This window comes from Saccharibacter sp. EH611 (genome assembly GCF_009834765.1).
Lineage (GTDB): Bacteria > Pseudomonadota > Alphaproteobacteria > Acetobacterales > Acetobacteraceae > Saccharibacter.
In genome coordinates this window covers 1-16152 of record NZ_WVHP01000017.1, presented here as the reverse complement: position 1 = coordinate 16152, position 16152 = coordinate 1, and the positions used below count along the sequence as shown (strand labels likewise).

Below are 16152 nucleotides of genomic sequence, written 5' to 3'. Positions count from 1 at the left end.
GGCGGTGTTGGAGGGAATAGTCATGACTAACCTCCAATCAGTTTTTTAATGGCAGGGTTTTTACACAGATTATCTGTGGCGAATTGCGCAATCTTTATGATGTCTTCTTCCGACACTTCAGGATGATGCATGGGGATTGTGTGCCAAAGGCAGTTCAATGCTCCCCGAAGCATGCCGACTTTGAATTGCTTGCTTTTCTTTAGCTTTGTCGCAGCCCTCAACTGGGCGTGCGTTATCATGACGGAGAAATCCAGATAGTTCGCAGCTATTTCCTCAAGAGTGCTGGCCTTATTTTTAGCGTCAGTCATGGGATAGCTCCTTGCGCAACGCGACAATATCTGGGTTCTTCACCAGGATCTCTTGAATGTGATGCACAATTTCTTTGTGGTTGTCTTCAGAGCAAAGAGCCATCTCTATCGTGCCGAAATAGGATAGCGCTCCTGAGATGATACCCCGGCAGAACGCCGTGCCTCTTTTCTCCGCTTGAGCAACTTGTAGTTGGGCAGAGATGGATTGATTGACGGTGGCAAGCCGTTTTTCAAATCCAGCATCCAGCTTGGAATGTCCTCTAAATTCACCCATGACCTCACACCTCCAACGATGAATAGTTGAGGTCGATAAGCTGCCACGGGTCACGGGCCTCTGCGCGTTGGTAGAAGCGCATGTAACGGCGCTGCCCGCTATTGTCGATGGCCTCTCGAAGCGCTCTTTGGGCGGCGGGCCATTTGGGATGCTCAATCTCCATCGTCACAAGGCTAACAATCCGTGCGGTGGAGATTTGGCCCGTTTGGCGGTTGCGTGAAAAGGCCCGGTCAACAATCTGGCGAAGGTCAGCGCTCGCGCCATCCATGAGGTCATCCATCACTTCACGCACGAGCTCTTCAGCGGCGATAATAGCAGGCGTGACAGTCTTTTGATCCGTCGTGGTGATCTGCACCTTCAAAAGCCTGTCGATACTTTCCAGCTCAGCGCCACCACGGGTTCCGCCAATGCGCGCACCGTAATGCTCCATAAGCAGGTCGCACATCAGGTCGAACTCCTCAAAAGCGCGGCGTTTGGCGTCCATCATGATCTCTTGCAGGCAGCGAGCATGCTCAACGCCCTCATAGACCCAGTCATGGATCAACACATCACGTGGCCTGAAGTTTTCAACAGGGCTTTCTTGTCCACTCATGCGGCGGATCATCCGCCCTTCTGCAAAGGCTTTTGTCATCCGGCTTTGCTTGTTCATCATCGTCATATCCCGTTTCCCAAAAATCTCGGTCTGTCCAAAAACCGGCGCCCCCTTGGGCACGCGCCGGTCGGTCAAAAAGTCCCTCATTGTGCTGGGCTCAGGCGTGATCCGCGCACGCGCTCATGCAGCCGCGCTTTGCGGGCCTGTTCCTTCAGGCGGCGTCTGCGTCCCGGCACCCAACAGCGCCGTGCCTGCTGCTCAAGGCGGTCAGCATAGGTCGGTGTCGGTGCAGCCTCTTTCAGCGCCTTGATGATTGAGCCGAGCGATTGCGTGGAGGGGAGCTGGTCAAGGAAATGCAGCATCAGAACATGGAACCACGCGTCCTGCTGCCCTGCCGGGGTCACTCCTTCAAGCCGATAGAGAAGCGTGCCTGCATATTGGTAAGGCGACCGTTGCTTTTCCAAAAACGCCACCACCGCATTCCGCGTAATGTCCATATCGCCATACGGCCCAAGCGCGTTTGAAAGGCATTCCATCACGGTTTGATCCATGGTCTCAGCCCTCCGCGCGTTTGGGGAGTGGCTGGGGGCGGCGTTCATTCCATCCCATCTCAATATCGCTGATACGCAAGCTGTCACGCCCGTCATTACTGGCAATAAACCAAGCAAAACGAAGGGTTTTATTGAGTTCACGCAAGCCACCTTCTTGGCTTCCAATCCACCGTAGAAGCGTACTCACATCGCTTTCCATAGTGCCCCATTGAGAAAGCATATGGTCCAGATCTCCCTTCGTGGGTTTTCTGCGATTTTTCCACATGCCCACGCGGCTAAAAATCTGAGCATAGCTGGCTTCACGCCCCATACCTTCAATACGGCCACGCAAGGGTTCATTACCGATCCACGCAATGCCAATGCCAGCCCGATCATTGAGGGCTCGAAGCTGGTCGAGCGCTGCCGTTGTCAGATGCTGGGCTTCGTCAATAATCAGCAATCCCTGCGTACCGCGCAATCTTTTGATTAACCCACTCATCAGGCGAGAGCCATTTTTCACCGGGGCATCAACCGTCTCAGCAATATCACGTAGGATCGCATGGGGTGTCTTGAGGGAACTATCAGCCGTGATCAGCCATGCATTGCTATTGATGGAACAATAATACTCAGCCGTCATGGTTTTAGACGTGCCTGGGGCACCCGTAATCACGCCAATATCTTGGGCAATCTGTGCATATTCAAAGACATTCATCCAGCGCTCGCAGGAGGGCAACATGACAAAATCAGGTGCTTGACGCAGTTTCTGGCGAAGCTGATGCCGGTTCGTGTTCGTATCGACCCAACGTTGGGCTTTGAGGGCGACCTTGTCATTATCGCCGGTATATTTGCCTGCCAAAAATTGGTTCAAGGTGCCTTTGGGAATACCACTTTCCCGGCTGATCTGTGATTGAGAAAGGCCATTGCGTTCTTGAATGGCTTTGATGGTGTTAATCAAATCGGTATGGGATGTCATAAAAACACTCCGTTACGCACTACGGCGCATATAGTGTAGGATGGAGACGGTGGCTTCATCGCCATCATCATCGTCGTCATCATGGGCAGATGGCCGCGTATGGGTGACCGTCGGCTGTGGCCGGAATGGCGTCACAACTTTTTGGTCCAGCGGCCCATCCGTCTCGTCGGCTTGGTCTGGTAAGAGTGCGGCTAGTTCAGACGGCGCCAGTTGGTTCTCTGCCTCCAGGCGCATTTTGGCGGCCTTCGTGAGCTGCTTTTCAGCGCGCTTCTTCTCAGCGGCTGCGGCGGTGCTGTCGAAGCCAGTCTTTTCAATCACCGGCGCATCACCGAGAAACTCACCGCTCATACTGTAGACATGCATCGGGGCGTGTAGATGTTGCGGATCAAAGCGCACCACAATCGGCTGTCCCATATGATCGCGCAAAAACTCGGCCCAATAGCGGTTTCCAAGAAAGCGGAAGCTTCCATCGCGCTTGTTGGCCATGACGTTCTCAGCAGCCCGCAGCCATAGGTGGCGTTGCGTTTCTGTCGGTTTGCGGACAGGGCACTGAGCGAGACTTTCGTCAAAAACCTGCCGAAAACTCTTCACTCCCTTACACACGCCCGTTCTACGGCCCGTGCGGTTATTATGCTCGTCAATGCCCGCAGAAATGACAGCAAGGAAGTCCGCCAAAGGGATGGCTTTTTCTCCGTAATTATCAGGCTTATTCATCGGGCTATTGCCCGTATAGGCCCCAGAAAAAGCCGGATGTTTTGCTAGATCCCCCGCAAGATCACGGAAACAACGCTCAATCGGTTTTGACTGCCCAGAGTAAGGCGTCACAAACACCGTTTCGATGCCCAAAATGGTCATCACCCCAGCCGCATCACCCTCACGCACCTTAAAGCGAAAGCGTGTTTTCGTGCCGCCCGTCATCCGTTTGGAGGCAAAAGCACGGCCATTATCCAGATACGCTTTCGAGGGGATGCCGTAACGCTCAACCAAATCTCCAAGGGCCAGCTGGATCGCATCGGTATTTTCAGACCGATCCACCCGCCAGCTCAGGATCATATTGGAATACAAATCCTGCCACGCCACCATCATAGGCCGCCCAATGGTTCCATCGGGCCATTGAACGCGTACGTCCCACTTATGGCCGTCCGCATTCACGGCTTGCAGGGCATGGAGATGCGTTCGGTCACGTTCTTGAGCTGGCACAAGGTCTTTCAGCTTGTCCCGTCCTTCACGCGCTAACGTCACAACCTCAACAGGAATATCGGCAAGTCGTCGCGCGATGGTCTTTTCAGAAGGGATAGTCCAACCATGCTCATTCGCTGCACGTTGCAATCGCCGATAGCACGCCGAAATAGTAGGCTTTTCAGGCCGTAACCAATCCGAGCGCACAAAGTCCCACGCTTCTTCAGAAAAACGCGCTTGCACAGCCTTCGGGCCTGTCCGCGCTGGCAACAGATACGCCAGCCAATGCTGACGCGGCACGCCTTTTACCATACGCTTCCAGCGCATAATGGTCGTGCGACCAACCTGACAGGCATGCTGTTCGCGTATCTGGGTGATGGCGTCTTCAAGCACCCATCCTGCATCTGTTAGGTGGTGCAGCATCTCCAAAAGCTGCAAGGCCTCCATGGCACGATCTTTCTGGCGCTGCCTCGCTTCGTGATACGCATTCCAAGCCTGAGCATGGTCACTTGCGTCAACCTCGTGAGCCTGTGAGCAGTCCAAAAACCGCCGCACCCATTCCAACTGAGCCACTTTGGGAAGAAGCTTGTAGGAGTATTCAATACCCCCACCATGACCAGAATGGGGACGCCAAAGAGTGCCTTCCCACTCAGGACGGCTCCACTTCTCCTTGATTGCTCTCATGTGAAGAGCACGCATTCCTGGCAGTGATGGTAAATTAAGGCTGGCAATCTCTTGAAGAGTTGCAAATTCACACATCATGCTGCGGCACTCTTTTTACGCAGATGCAAAGGCACGACCTGAGAGGGATAATTGCGTATCGAACGCTTTACTGGTGTTCCGTCTTCATAAAAGCGAAACTCTCCCCAGACCTCATATGGATTTTTCCCTAAAAGTTCTGCAATGCGAATTTCGGTTTTAATCGAGTGACGAGGGTCCCCGAGCGTTGCACTTATCGCATTTCGGCTGAGGCCGAGCTGTTTTGAAATATAGACTAATGGCCCATACTTCTTCCGCAGTTCAGCTTTGATGTCTTCAATATCCATACCGGATCGTTTATGACTCATCGCTCATCTCACTTTTCAGGTCGGTTGCCGCCGACCTTTCTTTTCAACTTAGGAAACGTATCTTGTTTTCGTTTCCACCTCCCGGAGAATACACGGTAATTTAGTTTTGTGAATTATAAATGCACATTTCAAACTTAAAATGTTTGTAATGTTTGCTCTTAAATTCACTTTTCTGCTGTTTTCCGTGAAAAATGAGCGATCAAATGCGAAAGAAGGCAGTGAGTCAAAGCGTGCAAAGTTCAAAAAAAGACATTGAAGTTTCCAGCCCTGCAGGAAGGTTGCGACGTTCTGTGCAGAGAAGTGGTGGGAATCAGTTTGTCTCAGACAAAACTGGTATTCCATTAAGTACCCTGAATAGTTACATTTCAGGTCGCAGCAGTATGAAAGCTGAAGCTGCAGCTGCCTTGGCTGATGCATGCGGAGTGTCGCTTGAATGGCTCGTTCGTGGCGAAACCACAGATATCTCTCATAGAGAGGAACTAGAAATAGAGCGTTCAGACGAGGATGGAAGCACAGAAGACGCTGAAAATATTGATACTAATTCAGCCTACGGAAAATATACATCAGAAAAAAAGAAGACAGATGAAGAACGCTGTGAGCGTCTGCGAAAAGCAATTCGATTAGGAGGCGGAAACACTGCTGTTTCAATGGCGATTAGAGTATCGAAGACAACGCTCAGCACTTATGCAAACGGACGTGATATGAAGGCAGGCACAGCCGTAGCCATCGCTGAAGCCTGCGGTGTATCGCTTGAATGGCTGCTCGCAGGTCGAGGTGAAATGATGCAAACTACCGCTCAGCCAGCATCACCAACTGGAGAAAATGAGCTAGAAGCAATATCCGTGCCCTTTTTACGTTCGGAAGCTTCAGCAGGGAAAGGTTTAGTTCCCGTTGAGTGGGGGAATGAGAAGAATGTTCGCATTCCTGTTGATTTTTTGCGTAACTTATTAGGGACTATTCCTAAAGATATATTCTTTATGCGTGTGCGAGGGGATAGCATGCAGCCAACCATCAACACGGGTGACACTGTTATTGTTCATCATGTTCCTGGCGGGACACTGAGAGATGGAGTTTATGCTATCTCGGTCAACGGAATGGCAATGGTAAAGCGGCTAGGTCTAAAGAACCCTTCAACGTATTCCGTTATTAGCGACAACCCTTTTTATGAGCGATTTGACGTTCCTGCAGAGAGAGTATGTTGGGGGACGGCAATGCCAGATGCAGAGGTGCGCGTCATTGGGCGTGTTATAGGACAGTTTCATTTAGACCCTGACGCTCTTATGCCAGAATAAGAACAGCCTGTTTAATGCTATTTAAAACACCCTCAAACATCGTTTGAACGGTTGGGGGTGTAGTTCTTTCAATTTGTCCCAAAAGGCTCTTTGAAACTATTAGAGCGGTTCTTTTAATGTGTCTTAGGGTTTTGATGTATTTTGCAGACTTTCTCTATTGCATTTCCTAAACGTGGCAGAAAACTCCTCTTCCTATCCCACGTCATCCCGCATCATCCCGGTATATCCCGGTTCCCCCTAAGTTCTATCTATTCTGTCCCCTTACACTTAGATGCTAAGGAAATATTGCCGCATTTTGCCAGAGTGTCGAGGAACACGCGCGTGCCCTTGTTCATCCTGTCGTCTGTTGCGCTCATGTCTCGTGATCCTTCTTGTCTTCTCAGGTCGTTTGTCATCCAAATAATAGCCACAGCCGCGCTCGCTTTTGATGGTGTGGCGCCCCAGAGCCGAAAGCCCAATAAAGCCTCGGAGGTTTTTAATGCAGTCGCGTACGGCATCTTCGGCATAGTCTGGCTCTTCGCGTGGATGCGCCCAGACCTCGGAGATAAGAGAGTCCATTGTTGTAATTTTATTCCCGCGCCGCATGAGCGAGGACATCACACGGTAATCATTATGAGAGAGCCGAATAGACCCGCGCGGTGACGTTAATATCTGCGTGTCTGCATCAAGTTCTAAGTTTCCGAAGATCAGCCTCATGTCCATCCTCCACAAGCTGAACGTCAGAATAATGAGGTCAGAGTGGTGACAGTAGCCTCTATTCCACGTTTATATAGTTATGATAGTTTTACTATAGGGATTGTGACATATGCCGTTTTATACCAAAGGGCCGGACGTTCTAAGCTCGGTTCAGAATGAAGGTTTCTTAGGGCAGCAAACAAGCTTTCTGGATTCAGCGGGTTCTATACTGGTAAGAACAGTGCATAATATGCCGTTTTTACGAATATTAGGCTATATAAATCACAGCTTAAAGAGCAGTGAGGATCTAAAGAGTATATTATCGGAAGAGAAGGTGAAAACAACTATCCGATCCATTGTTATCAAAAATGGGGAGGGAGGATTTTTCTATGATATAATATATTTTTCTTTAGATGTAGTGCCATATTTTTTCGATCCATTGCTCCTGTTTATCGTAGCATCATTTTTTATTTTTAATGATAAAAAGATGAGTAGGGATGAAATTTTTGTAAGGGCTCTTTTGTCCTTCGTCGCTGCTTCTTTGGCTTTTTTGATAGTTCTTATAATTTTACCCCCTGCTTGGAGTGGGTATAGATAATTTTACATGTTGTCGTTCTACATCCCTTCTACGACCCCTCTACGTCCTCAGAGTAGAGAAAGAATGGCTATTTTTAGCCGTTTCTACGTCCTTCTACGTCCTCTACGTCCGTTTTACTCAACATATCTATAATATTTCATATAACGCACTCCTTATATAGAAATTTCATAGCTGATTTAGTGATTAAGGACGTAGAGGACGTAGAGCAGGCAGAAAACAGCCATTTAAGGACGTAGAACAGGACGTAGAGGGGACGTAGAATAGGACGTAGAAGATAAGAGAGTGACGGAATTTATCAGCTCTCCTTCACCCATAGTCTTACACTACGGCCCTGTTGCTTTTTGACCTTCACACTCCAACCAAGTTTTCGCAGGATAGCCCCAACTCTGTTCTGATCAGCACGTTTAATTTGAGTATTAGCCATGCCTAGACCACTGACCATGACCTCGTGGATATGCAGCCCATCTTGAATGAGAGTTCCGCGATTTTGGAGCCAGTCTTCAATAGGCTTTTCCCATGCATCGACCATCATATTATCCGCCTGCTTCTCCTCAGCGACCAACCTGACGTCATCCTCATCAAGATAAAGTGGCGTTTCGCCTGCCCGGAAGAGGGTGACAGCCTCCGCCCAAAGCTGCTCCCGGTTAGTGCGTAGCCACGGCAGATCAGCGGCGACGCATTCTACCGGCCAGAAGCGCCGGTTTCCTGTGCTATCGGTCAGATAGCCCTCTGAATTGGTTGTGCCAGCAAAGACGCATTGACGCTCTCGCACGACTTCAAGTCTGCCATAAGCGGGGCGGTATTTGTCGCATTGGCGCGAGAGGAAGGCTTTCGTGTCCTCAATGGAGGATTTCATCATGCTTTGCAGTTCGCCCAGTTCCACGCCCCAAGCCCCAACAAGACCAGAGGCCGCGTCCTTACTGCCAAGGTCTTTGTGTAGATCTTCTTTGAACCATTCGTCAGAGAAAAGCACACGGAGCGCCGTGGATTTCCCAATCCCTTGAGGCCCCTTAAATACCGGCACATAATCGAACTTGCATCCCGGCTGGAAGATACGCGCGACCGCTGCCACCATGAATTTGACCCCTACCGCTTCATGATAGCGGTCAAGCGGGCAACCAAACACGGTATAAAGCCAGTGTTTGAGGCGACAATCACCGTCCCATTTTAGGTCGGAAAGCCATTCACGCACCGGATGAACCCCTTGGCTGCTCGCCATCGTGTTGATGGCCTGTGAGATACCCGGGAAGGAAAAATTAATGCCCATGAGCCGTTGAATATAGGCCTGAATAGCCGTGTAATCGGCTTCGGTTGCCATGCGCGGATAAGGCCCCGGCAATGTCGGGCCATCGCGGAAGAGGGGTGGTGGCGAACGCGTCGTTAAGGTGGTGCAGGTAAACTCATTGAGGCGCATAAGCCCCTGTAAGTCTGGAAGATGTTCCAAATACACCATCGCATTATGCACATTAGCGTGAGGCGTCCCTTTGTCCGTCCGTGTGAGAGCAGACGCCCATTTCATTCCCTCTTTACCGGGCAGTTGGATCACATTATTCATGCGGTGCGCTCCTGATGAGGATTGCGCATTCCACCACGCAAGCCAGAGCGGATTGTGTCGCGTGCTTCACGGTGAGGGATGCCACGGGTTTTTGAGGCCACAAGCAAGCAATCAACGGCGTCATGCTCACTCAGAACACCCGCACCACACCAGCGACCTATGCGATAGGCTTGCTTATTGAGCGTATCGTTACTGCCTCCAGACGGTGCCGTCTCAACGGCGTGAACAGCCCGCATAAGCACCTGAAAAGCCCTCTCACTGGTGACATAGAAAGGGTTTTTCCGGTAATCACGCACTGGCTCAGGGGGCGGCCTTAGAAGGTCAGCGAGCCACGAGGGCAGAGGAGGAGGCGCAATCTCCCACGGTGCACAGCCTTTCCGCCATTGATAAGCACCCTTCGTCATAGGGTGGCGTGACGGCGGGATAACAATCGCTTGCCCGTTGCGGTGCGGATCAAGCCCCGGCGCAGGACAGCCAGAAGCCCCTCGCAGAATTTCCCCGTTATGGCGAAAGAACAGCACAGCTCCACCACTTCCGCCCGTTTTGGTCATGGGGCGCGGAGGCAAGGGACCATGTTGGGCCACGAGCTTTTGTAGCGCCGCGAACCCATCGGCTTTGTGTGTTTGTCCCGCACGGTCAACATCCAGCGCAAAAAGACGGGAAGGCCCCATCACCACACGCCAATTACAACCGGGATAGTCCCGACACCAGCGCTCTATCACGTCCAGATCACAGGTCGCAGCATTATGCGCGCCTTTAAAGCAACCCGCTTTGGAACGGGGGCTCATCGGGTACACATGCCAGCCCAGCAACGCCACATTTTCAATCTCAAGAGGAATGGTCGTCATTGAACATCCTCCAAAGCTGCAAGCACACTGGGGACATCACGGCCTACGATATAGATCCCACGAGCAGCCACAAAAGAGGCCCGCCAGCGCTCTTGGTCAGCACTCAGCTTTCTGCTCTTTGTTTTGACTTCAATGGCGATAGACCGCCCTTTATACGTGCCGCGAATATCAGGCGCTCCCTTTTGGCCAAAGCGCACGAGGCGTCCGGTCGGCGTCCGCATGGCCCCCGTATTGCAGCGCTCAAAAAACGCACAGGGCAGGGCGGTAATCGCCACAAGAATATCGTTTTGAATACGTGTTTCAGGGTTCTGTCTCATGCTGAGAGGCTCCCTTGTGCTTTTTTACGCTCCCACCGGTTCATCGGTATTTCCACCCCAGCGGCCCGCAGGCGATGGCGCACCCAGCCGGACTTATAGCCACGGGCTCGGGCGATCATTTCCAGCTTTTCCTTGTCTGCTCCAGCATGAGCAATCAGCGACGTAAGCTCAGGCCCTTGAGCTGCGTAAGGGTCAATACCAAGTGCCCAGGCCCACCGATCTTCCACGGCCTCCAAGGTTCCCGTCACGACTTCAGGGGACTTCTCCACGGCTTCTTTCGGTTCTGGCTTCAAGATCGCACAGGGTGAACGCGTGCATTCTGCCCCGGCGACCTGCTTTGCGGTGCCTTGGTGAAAGACCCGGTGACAAAGGCCGCACGTCACAACGCCAGCCGCCGGCTCACTGTGTTTTTCAGAGTCCAAAGACCAACGGCGCGGATCTGTCGGGATGCCGTGTCTCTGAGCATTGCCTACATGGTCCAAAATAATCGCACGCGATCCATCCGGCTTGACGCGCAATGCCCGTCCAACTTGCTGAAGATAAAGGCTCGTTGAAATCGTAGGACGCAGCAGGATGGCTCCAGCCACCGCCGGAATATCTACACCCTCACTAATAACATCCGCCGCCGTAACAATTTTCAGCTCACCCGAGGCAAGCCCAGCCAGACGTTCCCGACGGAGGCACATATCCATTTTACCATCAACACCCGCCGCTTTAATGCCCGCTTCGCAGAAAAGCTCTGCAACCTCATGGGTATGTTTAACCCCCATGCAAAAGACGATGGCTGGGCGACCGTTCAAATAGTGCCGGTAATGTTCTACGGCATCGCCAACAATGCGGGCTTTATTCATGGCCCGCATCGCAGCATCACGTTTATAATCGCCCATTCTTTTCCCAACAGAGGACAGGTCAAGCTGACGGGACGGCATGTAGTAATCAAACCCCGCCAGAAACCCACGATCAATCAGCTCTGCCGTAGTCGGGCCGCAAAACATCTGGTCGAAATAATCGCCAAGCCCCGCGCCATCTGTGCGGATGGGGGTTGCTGTCAGCCCCGTAAGGGCCGCATTCGGCCACGCGTCCAGCATGGCGGTATATTGTCCAGCCGGCATATGGTGCGCTTCATCCACCATAATATCATCAAAATCGCGAAGGGTTTTCAGCCGTCGCGACACCGTCTGCACCATGCCCACCTGAACAGGGAAGTCCATGCGTGGTTGCCCCGGCTGAATGCGCCCATACATCATGCCTTCATCATCCAGCGCCGCGCTGATTTGGTCGATCAGCTCGGCACGATGGGCCACCACCAATACACGCCGCCCTGCCTCTGCTCGCAGCCGTGCAAGCCGTGGCAAAATGCGGCCTTTCCCGCCACCGGTGGGGAGTTGGATCAACACCCGCTGAATTTTGGACGCAAGCGCCCCCTGCGCCTGTTGGATCAGGCGTTCCTGATAGTCTCGTAATTCAATCATTTTAGGTCGTTTTCAGTCGTGAGAAGGTAAATGCCCTAGAAAGAAGAGGTTAAACGCCCTTTCTGTTTCTCTCTGCCTGTCGTTTACTGTAAATACGCGCGTTGATTGCCATATCGATGCCATGTTTACGACCAAGAACAATAGCAAGGTCAATGCGCGATACAGGCACATGCAGCTTCTGTGCGATTTCTCGACGGTAAAAGCCAGCTTGGCGAAGCTCCGATACTCTGCGAATAAAGGAATCATCGACAAAGACAGGCCCCCGACGGCTAGGGGCATTCTCACGGTAGAGCTTCCATCCCCAATAGACCTGACACAAGGTCAGCCCAAGCCTGTCAGCCACATCTTGATGCGAAAACCCCGCTTGTTTGAGGGTAACAACCTTCCCGCGCAGCTCATCCGTCCAGATCAAGCGCCGCCTCATAAGCGCCCCCGTGTGATAAGCCCACGCCGCTTGCATTCATCACGGGCAAGGCTCCGAAAGTTGGTCGGCACTTTCCCCGCTGCAAAATACTGCACATCATCGCCGGTAAGCCCTTGGAAGAACCAGAAAATAACCTCAGTTTGAGAGATCCCAAGGGAAGGGCGCTTTTCTTGGTCAAGCCCCATCAGCGTTAAAGGGTTTTCCAGCCCCCGGCTTTCGCAATAACAGGCCGCCGCATGATGGGCTTGAGAGCCTGTCAGCCCCATCATACCCGCCATACGCAACCCCGTTTTAAACGTGGAAACAAGCGAAGGTAGCCGAGGCGTTACCGGGCGCGATGGCGCAGGGAGAGCCCCCCGAACCGCCGCGTCAAAAACACGGATCACCTGAAGATAAAAAGCCGGATTGATCCACATCGCATAGGCATAAACGAGTTCTTTAACCGCGTAAGTGCCTTGGTTATGGCCGCCTTTTTTAGTGTTTAAAGAACCGATGCTCATATATGAGCATCGGTCTATCTCCTCAATAAGAGCTTGTGTTGTATCAAGGCGTAAGAAATTAGATGGACGCTTATTAGGATCGCCTCCAGCCGCCCGATGGCAATCATTGAGGCAATAACGCCCCTGATCGTCCTGCTTAATGGACGTGGACGCAATGATGAGATCAGAGGATAGAGAGTGTGTGTTCTGTGTCATGAGAGCGCCTTAAAAGGGGATATCGTCGTCAAGGGTGGCTTGGCTTGCGTCCACGTCAGACATAGAGCGCTGCGAGCCGTAGGACTGGCTTTGAGCGGGCTGTTGAGAGCGGCTGTTCTGCGGCTGTGCATCGCCACTATCGCGGCTGTCGAGGGACTGAAGATCACCACCAAACCGGGGCACCACCACTTCTGTGGAGGTGCGTTCAACGCCTTGCTGATCGGTCCATTTGCGTGTTTGCAGGCGTCCCTCAATGTAAACCTTGCGGCCTTTACGCAGATATTTCTCCGCAAAACTGGCGTTCCCCTCATTGAAAACCACCACCCGATGCCACTCGGTCTTTTCGCGTTTCTCGCCAGTTTTCTTGTCGTTCCAGTTCTCACTGGTCGCCAGCGTTAAGTTAGCGATTTTTGCACCACCCTGTGCCTCACGGATTTGCGGATCACGGCCCAAATTCCCGACAAGGATGACCCGATTAACGGAGCCTGCCATTAGAATCCCCTCCGACTGTGAAACTTCTCATCTCTGATGAAAATATAATGAACACCCTCTTCCATTTTATCCTTAAAGAGAGGCATGTCTGAAAGAGGATGAATTTCAAAAGGATGGTAAAGCGGTGTTCCAATTTCAGATAGACAATGCGGACAGTAAGCGCGTTGGTTCAAAGTTTCTTGTGACGCTTGAGGTGAGCATTGTTGACACGACATATGACGGCACCGGTCTTGATAGCGCCGTGATGACGCACCTAGCGCAAAAAGCACACGGGCCAGACACCACCAAGATGACGTTGAAAGCCTTTTTTGACGATCTGCCAACCAAGACAGAAGACGAATGGCGCGACTGGATTGTTGAACATTTTCAACAGACACAACACGCCCATACAGCCACGTATTGCGATACTGAAAAAAACGAATAAGAGGATGAACCCCACCAAGCTCATGCTTATCAATGTCCTGACAGGTAAGCCGCGCGGCTCTCAGGGCGATCTGTAAACGCTTCATGATAGTTCCTCCACGCTCTCACCACAGCGGCGCTTGAGTTCGTAGATGGCACGTTCTTTTATGGCATCCACTGCGTAGCCTCCGATAATCTGCAAAAGATCATCGACGGACAGATCAAAAGCCGGGTGTGCTACGCTTTCATTGCCCGCTTCGGAGTGCGAGTCCGAAGGAGGCATTTTTGAAACTGAACGAGGAGATGAAGAATGACTACGTCGCGTGAAGACCTGATTTTGTCTTTGTTCAATGTCCTTAGAAAAGCGCGCATAGAGCGGCAGGACGCCCCATCCTCTCAAAAGTTTATTCTCGAGGATTTTCAGACTGCGGTTGAAGAAGTCAGAAGCGCTTTTGAAGTTAGGGAAATTAGGCACACCATCGTTGATCCCAAGAGCCACGATGAGATCGCCGAATAAATAAGCATCAAACAGAGCTGCATCTTGGATAATATCAAATGCAGCTCTTGTGCTGCCATTAATGCGTGTCAGCTCAACAGCCAGTTTCAAGCTTTCCATAGATGGTTCATAGCGCGGGGAATTACTCATACCCGTGTCTCCTTCTGGTGTTGTGTGGGGGTGGGGTGGTTGCGCCGCGTTGGACGGCGCGGCGGATACAGGTCAGGGCGCAGCTGCTCGCGGGGGATGCCAAATTTGCTCTCAATTGCGATAACGTGGTGGGGTGGTATTTCCTTCCACAAAATCACAGCGGTATGGCTCCTCTTTAATGCTCTTGCGAGCCGCGTAGGCCCCCCAACGGCCTGGATAAGTTCTCGTGGTTTCATAATTATGTTTGTATCATAAACATTTACGAAAACAAGTTTTGTTTGCGATGGAAACACATTTGTTTCCATAGTTTGCGAGACTAACAGAATGATTGATTCAAAAACGCTCCAACAGACGATTAGTGATCGGCTGCGCAAACAACGGCGCGAGAAAGCTGTTCATATGGGCTGTAAGCTAACTCAAGCCGATGTTTCTGCGGCTGTGGGTATATCTAGACCTCATTTAGCCGCAGCAGAAGCTGGTCATGCTAATGTTAGTCTAGAAACGATCGCGAAACTTGCCGATTTTTATGAGGTTTCCCTCGACTATCTTGTTGGCTTTTCGGTTTCGCCTTTCCAACCTTTGGGCGACTCTATCCAAGCTCAAGAGGAAGCAGCTCTTACACGTGCGTGGCGTGCAATGACTTCCGGCGAAAAAAGGGCACTCATGGAGTTTCTGAGTCATTTTGGGCGTGAGAATGCTGCATGAAGATTTTTTAGAACACATATAAGTCTCTCCTAGTTTAAAATGTTTACTAGAAGAACTTTTTTCTTGAACTCAAATTGTTTGTGTGACAAACACACCCTCATACCGAACGAAACGCCCCACGTCGGGGCGTAGGAGGAGGGGAATATGAGAGACACGAATGCTCTTACAATGCAGCAAGAAGAAGAGCTGCAAGAATATGGCAGTCTTCTCGCCAAGCAGGGGAAAGACCTGCTGCACAAAGGGCTATCCCTTGGCCATTTGACACCGGATCAACAAACTCTGCTCTCGGAGCACTGCATCGGCCTCGTTGAGCTTGGCACGATCCTGTTCCATCAGGAGGCGGCGCAATGATCCATCTTCACGCAGTAGCGCAGCCACAGCAGGGCGCAGTCCTCGTGCCCATCACACCAGATGAGAAGGCCCTAGAGCTAGGACGTATGCTCCTAGGACTACACCGCAAAAGCAACGATCTCTGGGCGCAGGAAAAACCGCTCACGGCTATCAAGAGCTATTTTGAGCGCCTTGAGCTTTTTACAGATGAGAACGCAGAACTATCCGAATTCTTTGGTCTCATGGCGGCGGACTTAGACGAAGACGGCATCCCCGGTCTTCAGTCCTTTCTGGAGGATCAACGAGAAGCAGGAAGCGCAGCAGACCGTTACTGGCAGAGCAAAGACACATCCCGCAATCTCAATCAAGACGATAGGGTGATGGGATGATGAGTGATCTAGCAGCCTTAAAGGAACGGATAGCTCATACACATCTTCTTCTTGATCTGATTGAACAGCGCGATGTCCTAACACCCGAAGAAGTAGAAGAGCGTTTGGTTCTCAAGGCTCGGTTAAGGCACCAACAACGGGCTTTGGAGGAGACACGATGAACTACAGACAGGAGCATGAAGGAAAGATTGTCTGCCCCCATTGCTTGTATGAGAACGAGGGGGATGGCGAGCTCAATGAGGCGTATGAGGGGGCTAAATGGCACTGCACGTCGTGCAATAAGAGCTTCATCATCGAAACAGTCGTTCGAACCATAACGGTCACAACGCTCAAGGAAAGCGATAGTATTCTTAATGAAATCTCTCTTGTAGACATGAAGATAAATAGAA

Annotated in this window: 25 protein-coding genes; 8 read left to right on the top strand and 17 right to left on the bottom strand. The window is 51.5% G+C overall.

All coding sequences use genetic code 11. From position 1 onward, the window contains the following. Positions 1-26: 26 nt before the first annotated feature. From GS535_RS04455 to GS535_RS04425, 7 genes are read right to left on the bottom strand one after another with little or no spacing between them, the layout of a single operon-like run. Positions 27-308: a hypothetical protein gene (locus GS535_RS04455; protein ID WP_160792129.1), complete on the bottom strand. Its 282-nt coding sequence runs from the start codon at positions 306-308 to the stop codon at positions 27-29. After that, the gene (locus GS535_RS04450) at positions 301-582 is read right to left on the bottom strand and encodes a hypothetical protein (RefSeq protein WP_160792128.1); all 282 of its coding nucleotides are present in this window, start codon (positions 580-582) and stop codon (positions 301-303) included. The genes GS535_RS04455 and GS535_RS04450 overlap by 8 nt, the downstream gene beginning before the upstream one ends. A gap of 4 nt (positions 583-586) precedes the next feature. Then, positions 587-1309: a DUF3164 family protein gene (locus tag GS535_RS04445; RefSeq protein WP_160792127.1), complete on the bottom strand. Its 723-nt coding sequence runs from the start codon at positions 1307-1309 to the stop codon at positions 587-589. An 8-nt stretch (positions 1310-1317) separates the two neighbouring features. Further along, the gene (locus tag GS535_RS04440) at positions 1318-1725 is read right to left on the bottom strand and encodes a hypothetical protein (RefSeq protein ID WP_160792126.1); all 408 of its coding nucleotides are present in this window, start codon (positions 1723-1725) and stop codon (positions 1318-1320) included. A gap of 4 nt (positions 1726-1729) precedes the next feature. Beyond that, positions 1730-2677, bottom strand: coding sequence for an AAA family ATPase (locus GS535_RS04435; protein WP_160792125.1), 948 nt, complete (start codon positions 2675-2677; stop codon positions 1730-1732). A 12-nt stretch (positions 2678-2689) separates the two neighbouring features. Next, positions 2690-4618, bottom strand: coding sequence for a transposase domain-containing protein (locus tag GS535_RS04430; RefSeq protein ID WP_160792124.1), 1929 nt, complete (start codon positions 4616-4618; stop codon positions 2690-2692). Continuing rightward, positions 4615-4923, bottom strand: coding sequence for a helix-turn-helix domain-containing protein (locus GS535_RS04425; RefSeq protein WP_237442195.1), 309 nt, complete (start codon positions 4921-4923; stop codon positions 4615-4617). The genes GS535_RS04430 and GS535_RS04425 overlap by 4 nt, the downstream gene beginning before the upstream one ends. A 203-nt stretch (positions 4924-5126) precedes the next feature. Here GS535_RS04425 and GS535_RS04420 point away from each other — a divergent pair, with 203 nt between their 5' ends. Beyond that, a complete protein-coding gene (locus GS535_RS04420) occupies positions 5127-6215 on the top strand; it encodes a S24 family peptidase (RefSeq protein ID WP_160792123.1) in 1089 nt (362 codons plus the stop codon). A gap of 267 nt (positions 6216-6482) precedes the next feature. Here GS535_RS04420 and GS535_RS04415 read toward each other — a convergent pair whose 3' ends face one another. After that, complete coding sequence (locus tag GS535_RS04415) at positions 6483-6911, bottom strand: winged helix-turn-helix domain-containing protein (RefSeq protein ID WP_160792122.1); 429 nt, start codon at positions 6909-6911, stop codon at positions 6483-6485. A gap of 109 nt (positions 6912-7020) precedes the next feature. Between GS535_RS04415 and GS535_RS04410 the strand changes: the two genes are divergently transcribed. Continuing rightward, positions 7021-7488, top strand: coding sequence for a hypothetical protein (locus GS535_RS04410; protein ID WP_160792121.1), 468 nt, complete (start codon positions 7021-7023; stop codon positions 7486-7488). Between the two features lie 295 nt (positions 7489-7783). On the opposite strand, the gene GS535_RS04405 is transcribed toward GS535_RS04410, so the two are convergent. From GS535_RS04405 to ssb, 7 genes are read right to left on the bottom strand one after another with little or no spacing between them, the layout of a single operon-like run. Then, positions 7784-9043 (bottom strand): virulence-associated E family protein, encoded by a 1260-nt coding sequence (locus tag GS535_RS04405; protein ID WP_160792120.1) that lies wholly within the window; start codon positions 9041-9043, stop codon positions 7784-7786. After that, positions 9040-9891 carry a bifunctional DNA primase/polymerase gene (locus GS535_RS04400; protein ID WP_160792119.1) on the bottom strand — a complete coding sequence of 284 codons (852 nt, stop codon included), beginning with the start codon at positions 9889-9891 and terminating at the stop codon, positions 9040-9042. The genes GS535_RS04405 and GS535_RS04400 overlap by 4 nt, the downstream gene beginning before the upstream one ends. Beyond that, the gene (locus GS535_RS04395) at positions 9888-10208 is read right to left on the bottom strand and encodes a hypothetical protein (protein WP_160792118.1); all 321 of its coding nucleotides are present in this window, start codon (positions 10206-10208) and stop codon (positions 9888-9890) included. The genes GS535_RS04400 and GS535_RS04395 overlap by 4 nt, the downstream gene beginning before the upstream one ends. Then, positions 10205-11680 carry a DEAD/DEAH box helicase gene (locus GS535_RS04390; protein WP_160792117.1) on the bottom strand — a complete coding sequence of 492 codons (1476 nt, stop codon included), beginning with the start codon at positions 11678-11680 and terminating at the stop codon, positions 10205-10207. Before GS535_RS04390 ends, GS535_RS04395 begins: the two co-directional genes overlap by 4 nt. 49 nt (positions 11681-11729) lie before the next feature. Next, complete coding sequence (locus GS535_RS04385) at positions 11730-12104, bottom strand: hypothetical protein (protein ID WP_160792116.1); 375 nt, start codon at positions 12102-12104, stop codon at positions 11730-11732. Then, entirely contained in the window at positions 12101-12799 is a 699-nt protein-coding gene (locus GS535_RS04380) for a KilA-N domain-containing protein (RefSeq protein ID WP_160792115.1), read from the bottom strand. The genes GS535_RS04385 and GS535_RS04380 overlap by 4 nt, the downstream gene beginning before the upstream one ends. A gap of 9 nt (positions 12800-12808) precedes the next feature. Beyond that, positions 12809-13291: a single-stranded DNA-binding protein gene (gene ssb, locus GS535_RS04375; RefSeq protein ID WP_160792114.1), complete on the bottom strand. Its 483-nt coding sequence runs from the start codon at positions 13289-13291 to the stop codon at positions 12809-12811. A 124-nt stretch (positions 13292-13415) separates the two neighbouring features. On the opposite strand from ssb, the gene GS535_RS04370 reads away from it, so the two are divergent. Beyond that, positions 13416-13715 (top strand): hypothetical protein, encoded by a 300-nt coding sequence (locus GS535_RS04370; protein ID WP_160792113.1) that lies wholly within the window; start codon positions 13416-13418, stop codon positions 13713-13715. An 81-nt stretch (positions 13716-13796) separates the two neighbouring features. Here GS535_RS04370 and GS535_RS04365 read toward each other — a convergent pair whose 3' ends face one another. Continuing rightward, positions 13797-14339 carry a hypothetical protein gene (locus GS535_RS04365; protein WP_160792112.1) on the bottom strand — a complete coding sequence of 181 codons (543 nt, stop codon included), beginning with the start codon at positions 14337-14339 and terminating at the stop codon, positions 13797-13799. Next, positions 14336-14575, bottom strand: coding sequence for a YdaS family helix-turn-helix protein (locus GS535_RS11275; protein ID WP_160792111.1), 240 nt, complete (start codon positions 14573-14575; stop codon positions 14336-14338). Before GS535_RS11275 ends, GS535_RS04365 begins: the two co-directional genes overlap by 4 nt. 88 nt (positions 14576-14663) lie before the next feature. On the opposite strand from GS535_RS11275, the gene GS535_RS04355 reads away from it, so the two are divergent. The 5 genes from GS535_RS04355 to GS535_RS04335 form a co-directional block, all read left to right on the top strand. Beyond that, positions 14664-15044 carry a helix-turn-helix domain-containing protein gene (locus GS535_RS04355; RefSeq protein ID WP_160792110.1) on the top strand — a complete coding sequence of 127 codons (381 nt, stop codon included), beginning with the start codon at positions 14664-14666 and terminating at the stop codon, positions 15042-15044. 144 nt (positions 15045-15188) lie between these two features. Next, positions 15189-15395 (top strand): hypothetical protein, encoded by a 207-nt coding sequence (locus GS535_RS04350; protein WP_160792109.1) that lies wholly within the window; start codon positions 15189-15191, stop codon positions 15393-15395. Then, positions 15392-15763: a hypothetical protein gene (locus GS535_RS04345; protein ID WP_160792108.1), complete on the top strand. Its 372-nt coding sequence runs from the start codon at positions 15392-15394 to the stop codon at positions 15761-15763. The genes GS535_RS04350 and GS535_RS04345 overlap by 4 nt, the downstream gene beginning before the upstream one ends. Next, positions 15760-15924, top strand: coding sequence for a hypothetical protein (locus GS535_RS04340; protein ID WP_160792107.1), 165 nt, complete (start codon positions 15760-15762; stop codon positions 15922-15924). The genes GS535_RS04345 and GS535_RS04340 overlap by 4 nt, the downstream gene beginning before the upstream one ends. Continuing rightward, positions 15921-16152: hypothetical protein (locus GS535_RS04335; protein WP_160799164.1), on the top strand; the 232-nt coding region annotated here is incomplete at its 3' end. The genes GS535_RS04340 and GS535_RS04335, both read left to right, overlap by 4 nt.

Bases quoted from the DNA above. Each gene is read 5' to 3' on its own strand.
- GS535_RS04355 (WP_160792110.1), top strand. From the start codon at position 14,664: ATGATTGATTCAAAAACGCTCCAACAGACGATTAGTGATCGGCTGCGC.
- GS535_RS04450 (WP_160792128.1), bottom strand. From the start codon at position 582: ATGGGTGAATTTAGAGGACATTCCAAGCTGGATGCTGGATTTGAAAAA.
- GS535_RS04395 (WP_160792118.1), bottom strand. From the start codon at position 10,208: ATGAGACAGAACCCTGAAACACGTATTCAAAACGATATTCTTGTGGCG.
- GS535_RS04430 (WP_160792124.1), bottom strand. From the start codon at position 4,618: ATGATGTGTGAATTTGCAACTCTTCAAGAGATTGCCAGCCTTAATTTA.
- GS535_RS04385 (WP_160792116.1), bottom strand. From the start codon at position 12,104: ATGAGGCGGCGCTTGATCTGGACGGATGAGCTGCGCGGGAAGGTTGTT.
- GS535_RS11275 (WP_160792111.1), bottom strand. From the start codon at position 14,575: ATGAAACCACGAGAACTTATCCAGGCCGTTGGGGGGCCTACGCGGCTC.
- GS535_RS04365 (WP_160792112.1), bottom strand. From the start codon at position 14,339: ATGAGTAATTCCCCGCGCTATGAACCATCTATGGAAAGCTTGAAACTG.
- GS535_RS04345 (WP_160792108.1), top strand. From the start codon at position 15,392: ATGATCCATCTTCACGCAGTAGCGCAGCCACAGCAGGGCGCAGTCCTC.
- GS535_RS04350 (WP_160792109.1), top strand. From the start codon at position 15,189: ATGAGAGACACGAATGCTCTTACAATGCAGCAAGAAGAAGAGCTGCAA.
- ssb (WP_160792114.1), bottom strand. From the start codon at position 13,291: ATGGCAGGCTCCGTTAATCGGGTCATCCTTGTCGGGAATTTGGGCCGT.
- GS535_RS04415 (WP_160792122.1), bottom strand. From the start codon at position 6,911: ATGAGGCTGATCTTCGGAAACTTAGAACTTGATGCAGACACGCAGATA.
- GS535_RS04410 (WP_160792121.1), top strand. From the start codon at position 7,021: ATGCCGTTTTATACCAAAGGGCCGGACGTTCTAAGCTCGGTTCAGAAT.
- GS535_RS04435 (WP_160792125.1), bottom strand. From the start codon at position 2,677: ATGACATCCCATACCGATTTGATTAACACCATCAAAGCCATTCAAGAA.
- GS535_RS04455 (WP_160792129.1), bottom strand. From the start codon at position 308: ATGACTGACGCTAAAAATAAGGCCAGCACTCTTGAGGAAATAGCTGCG.
- GS535_RS04425 (WP_237442195.1), bottom strand. From the start codon at position 4,923: ATGAGTCATAAACGATCCGGTATGGATATTGAAGACATCAAAGCTGAA.
- GS535_RS04440 (WP_160792126.1), bottom strand. From the start codon at position 1,725: ATGGATCAAACCGTGATGGAATGCCTTTCAAACGCGCTTGGGCCGTAT.
- GS535_RS04400 (WP_160792119.1), bottom strand. From the start codon at position 9,891: ATGACGACCATTCCTCTTGAGATTGAAAATGTGGCGTTGCTGGGCTGG.
- GS535_RS04420 (WP_160792123.1), top strand. From the start codon at position 5,127: ATGCGAAAGAAGGCAGTGAGTCAAAGCGTGCAAAGTTCAAAAAAAGAC.
- GS535_RS04340 (WP_160792107.1), top strand. From the start codon at position 15,760: ATGATGAGTGATCTAGCAGCCTTAAAGGAACGGATAGCTCATACACAT.
- GS535_RS04390 (WP_160792117.1), bottom strand. From the start codon at position 11,680: ATGATTGAATTACGAGACTATCAGGAACGCCTGATCCAACAGGCGCAG.
- GS535_RS04380 (WP_160792115.1), bottom strand. From the start codon at position 12,799: ATGACACAGAACACACACTCTCTATCCTCTGATCTCATCATTGCGTCC.
- GS535_RS04405 (WP_160792120.1), bottom strand. From the start codon at position 9,043: ATGAATAATGTGATCCAACTGCCCGGTAAAGAGGGAATGAAATGGGCG.